The organism is Streptomyces sp. NPDC002580 (assembly GCF_042889485.1).
In the GTDB taxonomy this organism is placed as follows: domain Bacteria; phylum Actinomycetota; class Actinomycetes; order Streptomycetales; family Streptomycetaceae; genus Streptomyces.
On the sequence record NZ_JBIAQZ010000006.1, the window covers coordinates 142,026 to 153,889 of the forward strand.

Sequence of the window (11,864 nt, forward strand, 5' to 3'; positions counted from 1 at the left end):
GAACACTGAACGGCCCGGGGAACCGGACCCGGAGCGACCGCAGGCGCGGAAACCGGAGCGGCCGGAGCCGCGCGAGCCGGAACGGCCGGAGCCACGGGCTCCCGAGGGGCCCGGAGAGCGTGAGGAGACCGGGGAACGCGAGGAGACCGAGGGACGCGGCAGGCCGATCGGCCGCCGGGTGCTGCTCGGCACACTCGGCCTCGGCGCCCTCGGCCTCGCGACCGCGCCCACGCTCCAGCGCGCGATGGACTCCTTCCTGGCCGGCGCCTCCCAGAAGGACCCCACCGGTCTGACGGGACTGCTGCCCAACGGCGGCGGTTTCCGCTACTACTCGGTGGCCGCCTCGGTCCCCCACAAGAACGCGACGAACTACCGGCTCACCGTCGACGGACTGGTCGACCGACCCGCCAGTTACACCCTCGCCGACCTGCGGGCCCTGCCCCAGACCCGCCTGGTGCACGACGTCCAGTGCGTCACCGGCTGGCGGGTTCCGAGCACCCCCTTCGAGGGCGTGCGCCTGTCCCACCTCCTCGACGCCGCCGGATTGCGCTCCTCGGCCGGGGCCGTCCGGTTCACCTGTTTCGACGGGACGTACACGGAGAGCCTCACCCTGCGCCAGGCCCGCCGCGCGGACGTCCTGGTCGCCCTGCGGATGCAGGACAAGGCGCTCGGCCACAGCCACGGCGGTCCCGTCCGCCTCTACGTGGCCCCCATGTACTTCTACAAATCCGCCAAGTGGCTCTCCGGCATCACCGTCACCGAGGACGTCCGTCCCGGGTACTGGGAGAACCGTGGATACGACGTCGACGCCTGGGTCGGCCGTTCGAACGGACGCGACGATGAACCCACGAGTTGACGACACCCCGGCGGTGTCCGCGGAACCCTCCCGCGTACGGCGCTTCAGCCGGGCCGAACGCTGGGTGCACCGGGTGACGGCCCTGCTGATGGGGGTGTGCGTGGCCACCGCGGCCCTCCTCTACATCCCCCAGTTCGCCGAACTGGTCGGCCGCCGCGAACTCGTCGTCCGCGTACACGAGTTGGCCGGACTGGTGCTCCCGGTCCCGGTCCTGGCGGGTCTGGCCTCCCGGGCGTTCCGCCGCGACCTGGGCTTCCTGAACCGCTTCGGCCGACACGACCGGGTGTGGCTGCGGGCCGTGCTGCGGCGCGACAGGGACCACCGGTCCCGCCCGGCGGGCAAGTTCAACGCCGGACAGAAGATCTACGCGGCCTGGATCGCCGGGGCCACGCTGGTGATGCTGGGCACGGGCCTGCTGATGTGGTTCACCCACCTCGCCCCGTTGATGTGGCGCACCTCGGCGACGTTCGTCCACGACTGGCTGGCCCTCACGGTCGGCATCGTCCTCGCGGGCCACATCGGCATGGCCCTGGGCGACCCGGAGGCCCGGCGAGGACTGCGTACGGGATCGGTGAGCCGGCGGTGGGCGGAGCGGGAACACCCGCTGTGGCGGCCGTGAACCCACCGACCCGGTGAGCGGGCCCGGGTTCGCAGGCAGGGGTCCGTATACCCGCGCGGGGGGCCGGCCCGGGCGAGCGGCTTCCGGCGACCGGGTGGACGCCGAGGAGTGAGAAGGGCGCAGCCACGGGAACGGACGAGCGGGCCGCGGGAGGCGCAACCCGCCTCCCGCGGCCCGCTCGTGGCCATGGACCGTACCCGGCCGACCAGGTCCTAGACGACCAGGGACAGCAGCAGCACCAGCGATCCGGCCACCACCGAGATGATCGTCTCCATGACGGACCAGGTCTTGACGGTCTCCCCGACGCTCAGTCCGAAGTACTCCTTCACCAGCCAGAAACCGGCGTCGTTGACATGGCTGAAGAAGAGCGAGCCCGCGCCGATCGCGAGGACGAGCAGGGAGGTGTGGGTGGCCGACATGTCGGCCGCGAGCGGCGCGACCAGACCGGCCGCCGAGATGGTCGCGACGGTCGCCGAACCGGTCGCGAGCCGGATGGCCACCGCGATCAGCCAGGCCAGCAGCAGCGCGGGGATCGACCAGTCCTCGGAGATGTCCAGGATCATCCGGCCCACGCCGGAGTCGATCAGCGTCGCCTTGAAGCCGCCGCCCGCCCCGACGATCAGCAGAATGCCGGCGATCGGGGCGAGCGACTTCTCGACGGTCGTCGAGATGCGGTCCTTGGTGAAGCCGGCCGCCCGGCCCAGGGTGAACATGCCCATGATCACGGCGGCGAGCAGGGCGATCAGGGGCGCCCCGACGACGTCGAAGACGCGCTGCGTCATGTCCGTCGGGTCGTCGACGACGATGTCCACCAGCGCCTTGGCCAGCATCAGCACCACCGGCAGCAGCATGGTGGCCAGGGTCGCGCCGAAGCTGGGGCGCTTCTCCAGGTCCTCCGAGGCGCGCTGCGGGATCATGCGGTCGGGGGCCTGGACATCGACCCAGCGGGCCGCGTACCGGGAGAACACCGGTCCGGCGATGATCACCGTCGGGACGGCGATCAGGACACCGAGACCGAGGGTGAGGCCGAGGTTCGCCTGCACCGCGTCGATCGCGACCAGCGGACCGGGGTGCGGCGGGATCAGGCCGTGCATCACCGAAAGGCCCGCGAGCGCCGGGATGCCGATGCGCATCAGCGAGTAGTTGCCGCGCCTGGCGACCATCAGGACCACCGGGATCAGCAGCACGATGCCGACCTCGAAGAACAGCGGCAGGCCGATCACCGAGGCGATCAGGACCATCGCCCACGGCATGGCGCGCCCGCCGGCCTTCGCCAGGATCGTGTCGACGATCTGGTCGGCGCCGCCCGAGTCGGCGAGCAGTTTGCCGAGGATCGCGCCGAGGGCGATCAGCACGCCCACGCCGGCCACGGTGGAACCGAGTCCGGTGCTGAAGCTGACGATGACCTTGTCGAGCGGGGCACCGGCGAACGCGCCGAGGGCCAGCGAGCCGATGGTCAGCGCCAGGAAGGCGTGCAGCTTGAACTTGGTGATGAGCAGGACGATGACGGCGATGCCCGCCAGCACGGCTATGCCCAGTTGAGCGTGGCCCGCCGAGGTGATCGGTTCGACGGTGTCCGCTGCCAGCAGCTCGACACTGAGTCTGGTCACGGTGGTTCCCTTGCTTGAGAAACGGACGCGGGGAGGGGTACGCGAAGAAGTGCCTTCCGGGTGGAAGGCACGGGTGGAGAAGGCACCGCCGCTTCGCGGGGCGGGCCGGTGCGGTGAAGCGGGGCGAGAGGCGGTGAGAGGCGGTCCTCACCCCGGAGCGGCGGCGTCGCCGCGCCGGGAGCGCGTCACCGGCGGGGCGGCTCCAGGCCGTCGAGCGCGGCCACGGCCCGCTCGGTGATCTCGGCCGGGTCGCCGGACACGTCCACCCGGACTCCCGCCTCGTCCGCCGCGAGCGGCTCGAGCGTGGCGAACTGCGAGTCCAGGAGCGCGGTCGGCATGAAGTGCCCCGTGCGGTGCGACATCCGGTCCTCGATGAGAGCGCGGTCACCGGTGAGGTGGACGAAGACGACCCCGGGCGCCGCGGCCCGCAGCCGGTCCCGGTAGCCGCGCTTCAGCGCCGAACTGCTGACCACGCCACCGAGCCCGGCCCGGTCGTGCGCCCACCGCCCGATGGCGTCCAGCCAGGGCCACCGGTCCTCGTCGGTCAGCGGCGTCCCGGCCGTCATCTTGGCGATGTTGGCCCGCGGGTGGAAGTCGTCGCCCTCGGCGTACGGAACGCCGAGCCGGGCCGCGAGCAGCGGACCGATGGTGGTCTTGCCCGTGCCGGCGACGCCCATGACCACGACGACATGGGGGGTGGGACTGTGCTGCATCGCGCTCTCGCTGTCTTCGTCGACATCTGATGTCGACGCCACTGAAACGCATAGGTACGACTAATTCAAGAGCGTGTGACATATAAGTCTGACTTTTTGTTCAAGCTGTCGGACTCGTAGGCTGGTTCCATGACCACACGGGGCCGAGGGCTGCACGGCCAGGTACTGGAAACCCTCGGGCCGGCCATCACGGCGGGCGACTACCCGCCGGGGAGCGTCCTACGCACCGACGAACTCGCCCAGCGCTTCGAGGTGTCCCGTTCCGTGATGCGCGAGGCCGTCCGGGTGCTCGAATCCATGTACCTGGTCGAGTCCCGCCGCAGGGTCGGCGTGACGGTCCGCCCCAAGTCCGAGTGGAACGTGTACGACCCTCAGGTCATCCGCTGGCGGCTGGCTGGCGCCGACCGCCCCCACCAGCTGCGTTCCCTCACCGTGCTGCGCTCGGCGATCGAACCGGTCGCCGCGGGACTGGCCGCCCGGCACGCCAGCGCCGAGCAGTGCGCGGAGCTCACCGAGTGCGCGCTCGGCATGGTCGCCACCTCACGCGGACACCAGCTGGCGGGGTACCTCGTCCACGACGTGGCCTTCCACCGGGTGATCCTCCGGGCGTCGGGCAACGAGATGTTCGCCCGCCTCGGCGACGTCGTCGCGGAGGTCCTGTCCGGTCGGACCCACCACGAGGTCATGTTCGAGGACCCCGATCCCGCAGCCGTCACCCTGCACGTCCAGGTCGCCGAGGCCGTCCGCGAGGGCGACGCGCCCCGCGCCGAGCGGCTCACCCGCGAGATCACCGTCGGCGCGCTCCAGGAGCTGGACGTCCTCGCCCCCTGACGGCCGCGCCCCGAGGGCCGGTCCGCTCCGGCGACCGGTCCGTCCCGGCGTCAGTCGAGGAACTCCCCGTCCACGTACACCCAGGCCCCGTCCACCCGCTCGAACCGGCTGCGCTCGTGCAGCGAGCCGCCCCGCCAGGAGGCCCGGAAGGTCACGGTCCCGGTCGTGTGGAACGCCGAACCCTGACCCGTCTCCAGGATCTCCAGGCCGGTCCACCGCATCCCGGGGTCGAACTCCACCCGGGCCGGCCGGGTCCGCGGATGCCAGGTCCGCAGCAGGTACCCCTCGTCCTCCTTCACGAAGGCGCAGTAGCGCGACCGCATGAGCGCCTCGGCACTCGGCGCCGCGGCCTCACCGCTGTGGAAGCGCCCGCAGCACCGCGCGTACGGCCCGGTGAGCCCGCAGGGACAGGAACGGCTGGTCATCACGTCATTCTCCCCGGACCCGGGCCGAGTCGGCGTTCGTGGGCGGATAGGTGGGCCGGGCCGGTATCCGCGGAGCGGACAGCGGGGCCGGCGCCGCCTGGGGCAGCGGCGGCAGGACGGTCTCGTACAGCCATGCCGTGAAGAGGTCGTCCAGGGGCTCGGCCGCGTAGCGCGAGACGTGCGACACGAAAGCCAACGTCGTGACCGTGCCACCCCGGTGCAGGGTCGCCCAGCCGCGCAGCATGCGGAAGAAGGCCTCGTCGCCCATCGCGCAGCGGATCGCGTGCACCGTGAGCCCGCCGCGCTCGTAGAGCCGGTCGTCGAACATCAGCTTGCGGCCGGGATCGGACAGCAGCAGGTCCTGCGGCAGCGCGGACAGCTTCCGGTGCGCGGCGGCGGCGTGCTGACGCGCCGGACGACCGCCCGAGCGTTCCGACCACAGCCACTCCGCGTACTTCGCGAGCCCCTCGTTCAGCCAGATGTGCCGCCAGTCCGCGATGGTCACGCTGTTGCCGAACCACTGGTGCGCCAGCTCGTGGGCGATCAGCCGCTCCGAACCCCGCGCCCCGTCCACGTGGTTGGCGCCGAACAGCGAAAGACCCTGCGCCTCGACCGGGACGTCGAGCTCCTCCTCGGTCACCACCACCGCGTACTCACCGAACGGGTACGGCCCGAAGAGATCCTCGAACAGCTCCATCATCGCGGGCTGCCGGGCGAAGTCCCGGGAGAACTCGGGCAGCAGCTGCGCGGGCAGATGCCCGGACTGCGGCACGCCCCCGAGCCCCGGGTCGCCGAGCAGCACCGTCTGGTACTTCCCGATCGACAGCCCCACCAGATAGCTGGAGGTCGGCGCCGACTGCTCGTACACCCAGGTCGTCGTCGACGCCTTCGTCGTCCGCGTCAGCAGCCGCCCGCCCGCGACCACGGCGTACGAGGAGGGGGTGGTGATCGAGATCTGGTACGCGGCCTTGTCGGCAGGCCGGTCGTTGCACGGGTACCAGGACGGCGAGCCGACCGGCTGGCTCGCCACCAGCGCCCCGTCCTCCAGCTCCTCCCAGCCGATCCCGCCCCAGGGGCTGCCGACCGGCTTGGGGTTGCCCGACCAGTGCACCTCGACGGTGAAGGCCGCACCGGCCCGGACCGGCTTCGGCGGACGGATCCGCAGTCGGCCGCCCCGGTGCGTGTAGTGCGGCGCCTTGCCGTCCACCCGGACCCGGCCGATCCGGAAGTCGGCCAGGTTCAGCTGGAACTCGGTCAGCGGCGAGCGGCCGGCTATGGCGTTGATCCGCGCGGTGCCGGACAGCCGGTTCGGGCCGGGGCGGTAGTCCAGCGCCAGCTCGTACCGGTGCACCCGGTAACGGGAATCTCCGTTGGCCGGGAAATAGGGGTCCGGTCCCGCTGTCTGCTGAACGCTCACTGCTGCGACTGCTCCCTGCCCTGTGCTCGACGTGCCGCTGTACCGCCCTTCGACGTCCGATCAGGTCAATTCTGCTACGAACGCCAGGCCTCGATCGGGTTGCCCAGCCAGCGGGTGTCGTCGGGAACGGACTCCGCCGCCATCACGAGCGACGCGGGACCCAGGGTGGAACGGGCCCCGACGCTGCTGCCGGGCAGGACGATTCCGCCCGGGCCCAGGGTGGCGCCTTCACGGAGCACCACAGTATCCGTCCGCAAGATCCGGTCGTGGAAGAGGTGGGTCTGCAGGACGCAGCCCCGGTTGACCGTCGCCGCGTCCTCGATCGTCACCAGGTCCGTCTCGGGCAGCCAGTAGCTCTCGACCCAGGTACCCCTGCCGATCCGGGCGCCCAGCCCGCGCAGCCACGCGGTCATCAGCGGCGTACCGGGCACGGACCCCGCCAGCCACGGCACGGCGACGACCTCGACGAACGTGTCGGCCAGCTCGTTGCGCCACACGAAACCGCTCCACAGCGGATGCTCACCGGCGCGGTGCCGACCGACCAGCAGCCACTTCGCCACGATGGAGACGAGGCAGCCCAGCACCCCCGCGCCGAGCAGCACGGCCCCCGAGAACGCCCACGCCCACGGCCTCAGCGCGCACAGCGCGGCGACCGTCAGCAGGGCCAGCCCCGCCGAGCAGAACACCGGCACGAGCCGGCACAGCTCCACCAGACCGCGCGCCCACAGCAGCCGGGCCGACGGTTCGTACGTACGGCTCTGATCGCCGCCCCGCGCCGAACGCGGCAGTTTCACCGGCGGCAGCCCCAGGTACGACGTGCCCTTCTTGGCCTTCTTCGGTGTCGCCGACAGCACCCCGACCAGGCCGCCGTCCGGCACACTGCGGCCCGGAGCGGTCATCCCCGAGTTGCCGAGGAACGCCCGGCGGCCGATCTCGGCCCGCCCGATGCGCATCCAGCCCCCGCCCAGCTCGTACGGCGCCGTCAACGTGTCGTCCGCGAGGAACGCGCCCTCGCCGACCGTCGTCAGGCTCGGCAGCGCCAGCACGGTCGACACCTCGGCGCCCCGGCCGATCCGCATGCCCAGCAGCCGCAGCCACACCGGCGTGATCAGCCCGGCGTAGAGCGGGAACAGCGTCGCCCGGGACAGGTCCATCAGCTGGGTCACCGTCCACGCCTGCCAGCCGATCCGGCTGTGGGTCGGGTGCGTCCCCTCCCGCAGCCCGAGACTCAGCAGCCGTACCGCGACCAGGAGGAGCAGCGCGTACGCGAGACCGAAGGCGAGCGTCGCCGGGACCAGCGCGAGCGCGGCACCGCGCAGCGCCTCACCGAGTCCGGCGTCCGCGCCCACGAACACCCGGACCACGAGCAGCGCGGCGACGCAGGCCGGCACCGGCAGCGCGTTCAGCGCGAACCCGGTCGCGCCGTACATCGCCCGCCAGGAGGTACCGTGCTGCGGCCGGTCCTTGGGCCACGCGCGCTTGGCCTTGCCGAGCTTGACCGCGGGCGCCCCGGCCCAGCGCTGCCCGGTCGGGATCTGCCCGGTCACCGCCGACCCCGGCGCCACCTCGGCCCGCTTGCCGACCCGGGCGCCCGGGAACAGGATGCTGCGCGTCCCGACCACGGCGCCGGTCCCCACCTTCACCGCGCCGATCTCCAGCCGGTCACCGTCCAGCCAGTACCCCGACAGGTCCACCTCGGACTCGACGGCGGCCCCCCGGCCCAGCTTGAGCAGGCCGGTCACCGGTGGCAGCGAGTGCAGATCCACGTCCGGGCCGATCCGCGCGCCCAGGGCGCGCGCGTACCGCTCCAGCCAGGAACCGGTCAGCGAGGTCGCGCCACTGAACCCGGCGAGCCGCTCGGCCGTCCACAGCCGCAGATGGACGCTGCCACCACGCGGATAGCGGCCCGGCCGCACCCCGCGCAGCAGCAGCCGGGCGCCGCCCGCGGCGACGGCGATCCGTCCCGGCGGACTGAACAGCACGAGCGCGCCCGCGCCCACCAGCCACCACGACGCGCCCGGCGCCCACGGACAGGGACCGAACCGGTGCAGTACGTTGCCGAGTGCGGCCAGCGCCACGGTCCAGCGCAGACCGGGCAGGGCGAACAGCGGGACCAGCACGAGCAGCTGGATCAGCTTGGCGCGCAGCGGGACCGGCGCGATGATCCGCCGGGCGCCGTCGTCCTGCCGGGACTTCTCCAGATGCCGGGCCAGCTTGCGCAACACGGGCTGCTGGTAGATGTCGAGCACCGCGGCGCTCGGATAGCGGGCGCGCAGCCGCGTGGTGAGCTGGGCGGCCGCGAGGCTGCTGCCGCCGATGGCGAAGAAGTCGTCCAGGGCACCACCGACGGGGATGCCCAGCACCTCGCTCCACTGCTCGGCGAGCCACGCCTCCGTGCCGTAGAGCTGTTCCCCGGCCCCGCTCGTCTCCAGCCCCTCGAGCGGCCAGGGCAGCGCGTTCCGGTCGACCTTGCCGGACGTCCGGGTCGGCAGGTCCTCGACCGGGGCGATCAGCGGCACCAGGGCGGCGGGCAGCTCGGCGCGCAGCCGCTCCACGGCCGCCGCCCGGTCCCAGCCGTCCTGGGTGACGACGTAGCCGACGAGCAGCTGGTTGCCGCCGCGCGCCGTCCGCACGGCGGCGGCGGCGCCCGCGACGCCGGGCAGCGCCTGGAGCGCCGCGTCGACCTCACCGAGCTCGATCCGGCGTCCGCCGAGCTTGATCTGCTCGTCGGCGCGCCCGAGGAAGATGAGCCCCTCGGGTTCGGCCCTGACCAGGTCGCCGCTGCGGTACGCCCGCTCCCAGCCCAGCGACGCGAGCGGCGCGTACTTCTCGGCGTCCTTCTCGGCGTCGAGGTAGCGGGCGAGCCCGACCCCGCCGATCACCAGCTGGCCGCTGCCGCCCATCGGCACCGGCTCGTCCGCCTCGTCGACGACCGCCAGCTCCCAGCCGTTCAGCGGCAGCCCGATACGGATCGGCTCGTCCCCGGTCAGCAGCGAGGCGCAGGCGACGACCGTCGCCTCGGTCGGTCCGTACGTGTTCCAGACCTCCCGGCCCTCGGTCACCAGCCGCTGCGTCAGCTCGGGCGGGCAGGCCTCGCCACCGAAGATCAGCAGCCGGACGTCGTTGAGGGTCTCGGGCTCCCACAGGGCGGCGAGCGTGGGCACGGTGGAGACGACGCTGATGTCCTGCTCGACGAGCCAGGGCCCCAGGTCGGCGCCACTGCGCACCTGGGAGCGCGGCACGGGCACGAGGCAGGCGCCGTAGCGCCAGGCCAGCCACATCTCCTCGCAGGAGGCGTCGAAGGCGACGGAGAGCCCCGCCATGACCCGGTCGCCGGGCCCGATCGGCTCCTCGGCCAGGAAGAGGTCGGCCTCCGCGTCGACGAAGGCGGCGGCGCTGCGGTGGCTCACGGCCACCCCCTTGGGCCTGCCGGTGGACCCCGAGGTGAAGATGATCCAGGCGTCGTGCTCGACGCCCGGCCGCCGGGCGGGGACGTCGGAGCGGCCGTGGACGGTCAGTTCCCGTCCGGCGCCCACGACGGCCCGCACGTCCGCCTCGCCGAAGACCAGCTCGGCCCGCTCGTCCGGGTCCTCCGCGTCCACCGGGACATAGGCGGCGCCTGCCGCGAGGATGCCGAGGATCGCCACGTACAGCTCGTTCGTGCCGGACGGGACCCGCACGCCGACCCGGTCGCCGAGACCGACCCCCGCCTCCGCGAGCCGCCACCGCACCGCCTCGACCTCGGCGGCCAGGGCACGGTAGGTGAGGACGCCGCGCCCGTCGTCGAGGGCGGGCTCGTCGGGGTACGCCCGTACGGAGGCGTCGAGGATGTCGACGAGGGTGCGCGGCGAGGCCGCGGAGGAGGCGGAGAAGCGAGCCTGGTCACCGAACTCCGCGCGCACCTCGTCGTCGGACAACGCGAGCGCGGGGCCTTGCTGGAGGGCTGCCATCGGGTCCTCACGTGTCGTTCCCGGGAGACCGGGGCGCTGGTGGGCCACAGGTACGCCTGGGGATATTCCGGTCCAGCTCCGAGCAAGCCTGGAATTTTAGTACGACGCTAGCCGCGGGCCTGGTGGTCAGCCATGCGAGGCCCTCTCCCGGAGCAACGGAACCACCAGGTCCGGCGCTCTGACGTGGGGGTATGTCGACCTGACGAGATCTGCCCCACATCTGTCCGTGATCTGGCGGACACGGTGAGCGAGGACCGTGACCTGATGGTCGCGGCCCTCGCTCTTCACGGCGCGGCGGTCATGGGCCGCCGCGCCTCGGGTGTGCCCCTCCTCGGTTGTTCCGGCCCGGTCAGCCGGTGCTGCAGGAGACCGTGGGCCAGGTCCAGTTGCCGTTGGCCTGGACGGTGACGCCGAAGGTGTTCCCGCTGCCGTTGGGTTTGGCGGTGAGTACTTGGGCGCTGGGGTAGTTCGCGCTGATGTTCCAGGTGGAGAGGATCTTCGCGGGGGAGGGCACGTTCATGGTCACGGTCCAGTTGCTGGAGCCGCTGACGGCGACGTTCAGGTTGTAGCGGTCGCTCCACTGCTGGCCGGCCGACAGGGTGGCGCTGCACCCGCCTCCACCGCCGCCGTCGGGGGCGACGGCACGGCCGGTCTGCGGTGAGATCATCCCGGCGCACAGGCCGCGGGAGGCCAGCCCCTGGGCGATGCGCGGGATCGCCGCCACGGTGTTGGCCGGCCAGTCGTGCATGAGGATGACCTGGCCGCTGGTCAGCCGCCCGGCGGCCTGCGCGATCGCGTCCGTACTCGCGTTGTTCCAGTCCTGCGAGTCGACGTCCCAGATGATCTCGGTCAGGCCGTACTTGGCCTCGACCGCTTTCAAGGTCGCGTTGGTCTCGCCGTACGGAGGGCGGAACAGTTTCGGCGTACCGCCGCCGGCCCCCGCGATGGCCTGCTGGGTCCGGGAGATCTCCGAGTCGATCTGCGCCTGGCTCTGCTGGGTCAGATGCGGGTGGGTGTAGCTGTGGTTGCCCACCCACATGCCGGCGTCGACCTGTGCCTTCACCTGGGCGGGGCTGGACGCGGCGTACTGGCCCTCATTGAACATCGTGGCCCGCAGGCCGTTCTGCCTGAGCGCGCCGAGCAGGCTCGACGTGGTGCTGGACGGGCCGTCGTCGAAGGTGAGTCCGACGTACCCGTTGCAGGTCGCGGCCTGCGACGGGCCGGCGCCGAGGACGAGGGTGCCGGCGGCGGCCATCGTGACGGCGGACAGTCCCGTGATCAGCGAGCGTAACGGGCGAAGCGATCTGATTCTCATACGGATGTGTTCTCCAACGTAGGGGGTACGGGAGTCAGCCGGTGCTGCAGGAGACCGTGGGCCAGGTCCAGTTGCCGTTGGCCTGGACGGTGACGCCGAAGGTGTTCCCGCTGCCGTTGGGTTTGGCG

General features: G+C 72.2%; 9 protein-coding genes. 3 read left to right on the forward strand and 6 right to left on the reverse strand.

Annotation, left to right across the window (positions count from 1 at the left end; all coding sequences use genetic code 11):
• Nucleotides 1-166: 166 nt before the first annotated feature.
• Together ACFYW7_RS19910 and ACFYW7_RS19915 are read left to right on the forward strand one after the other, a co-directional pair.
• Entirely contained in the window at nucleotides 167-856 is a 690-nt protein-coding gene (locus tag ACFYW7_RS19910; RefSeq protein ID WP_389504637.1) for a molybdopterin-dependent oxidoreductase, read from the forward strand.
• Entirely contained in the window at nucleotides 840-1,475 is a 636-nt protein-coding gene (locus ACFYW7_RS19915; protein ID WP_389503997.1) for a cytochrome b/b6 domain-containing protein, read from the forward strand. The genes ACFYW7_RS19910 and ACFYW7_RS19915 overlap by 17 nt, the downstream gene beginning before the upstream one ends.
• Before the next feature lie 212 nt (nucleotides 1,476-1,687).
• Here ACFYW7_RS19915 and ACFYW7_RS19920 read toward each other — a convergent pair whose 3' ends face one another.
• Nucleotides 1,688-3,085 (reverse strand): gluconate:H+ symporter, encoded by a 1,398-nt coding sequence (locus ACFYW7_RS19920; RefSeq protein ID WP_389503999.1) that lies wholly within the window; start codon nucleotides 3,083-3,085, stop codon nucleotides 1,688-1,690.
• Between the two features lie 185 nt (nucleotides 3,086-3,270).
• A complete protein-coding gene (locus ACFYW7_RS19925; RefSeq protein ID WP_389504001.1) occupies nucleotides 3,271-3,798 on the reverse strand; it encodes a gluconokinase in 528 nt (175 codons plus the stop codon).
• Nucleotides 3,799-3,927: 129 nt separating this feature from the next.
• Here ACFYW7_RS19925 and ACFYW7_RS19930 point away from each other — a divergent pair, with 129 nt between their 5' ends.
• Nucleotides 3,928-4,629 carry a FadR/GntR family transcriptional regulator gene (locus ACFYW7_RS19930; RefSeq protein WP_389504003.1) on the forward strand — a complete coding sequence of 234 codons (702 nt, stop codon included), beginning with the start codon at nucleotides 3,928-3,930 and terminating at the stop codon, nucleotides 4,627-4,629.
• A gap of 50 nt (nucleotides 4,630-4,679) precedes the next feature.
• Here the strand turns inward: ACFYW7_RS19930 and ACFYW7_RS19935 are convergent, their stop codons facing one another.
• From ACFYW7_RS19935 to ACFYW7_RS19950, 4 genes are all read right to left on the reverse strand, one after another.
• Nucleotides 4,680-5,054, reverse strand: a complete 375-nt coding sequence (locus ACFYW7_RS19935) for a YchJ family protein (RefSeq protein ID WP_389504005.1) — start codon at nucleotides 5,052-5,054, stop codon at nucleotides 4,680-4,682.
• Nucleotides 5,055-5,058: 4 nt separating this feature from the next.
• Entirely contained in the window at nucleotides 5,059-6,471 is a 1,413-nt protein-coding gene (locus ACFYW7_RS19940; RefSeq protein WP_389504008.1) for a M1 family metallopeptidase, read from the reverse strand.
• Between the two features lie 74 nt (nucleotides 6,472-6,545).
• Nucleotides 6,546-10,421: a Pls/PosA family non-ribosomal peptide synthetase gene (locus ACFYW7_RS19945; RefSeq protein ID WP_389504012.1), complete on the reverse strand. Its 3,876-nt coding sequence runs from the start codon at nucleotides 10,419-10,421 to the stop codon at nucleotides 6,546-6,548.
• Between the two features lie 349 nt (nucleotides 10,422-10,770).
• Nucleotides 10,771-11,736, reverse strand: a complete 966-nt coding sequence (locus ACFYW7_RS19950) for a polysaccharide deacetylase family protein (RefSeq protein WP_389504016.1) — start codon at nucleotides 11,734-11,736, stop codon at nucleotides 10,771-10,773.
• Between the last annotated feature and the right edge of the window lie 128 nt (nucleotides 11,737-11,864).

Excerpts from the sequence above, each read along its gene's own strand:
- ACFYW7_RS19915 (WP_389503997.1), top strand. The coding sequence starts at position 840 with ATGAACCCACGAGTTGACGACACCCCGGCGGTGTCCGCGGAACCCTCC.
- ACFYW7_RS19925 (WP_389504001.1), bottom strand. The coding sequence starts at position 3,798 with ATGCAGCACAGTCCCACCCCCCATGTCGTCGTGGTCATGGGCGTCGCC.
- ACFYW7_RS19930 (WP_389504003.1), top strand. The coding sequence starts at position 3,928 with ATGACCACACGGGGCCGAGGGCTGCACGGCCAGGTACTGGAAACCCTC.
- ACFYW7_RS19935 (WP_389504005.1), bottom strand. The coding sequence starts at position 5,054 with ATGACCAGCCGTTCCTGTCCCTGCGGGCTCACCGGGCCGTACGCGCGG.
- ACFYW7_RS19945 (WP_389504012.1), bottom strand. The coding sequence starts at position 10,421 with ATGGCAGCCCTCCAGCAAGGCCCCGCGCTCGCGTTGTCCGACGACGAG.
- ACFYW7_RS19950 (WP_389504016.1), bottom strand. The coding sequence starts at position 11,736 with ATGAGAATCAGATCGCTTCGCCCGTTACGCTCGCTGATCACGGGACTG.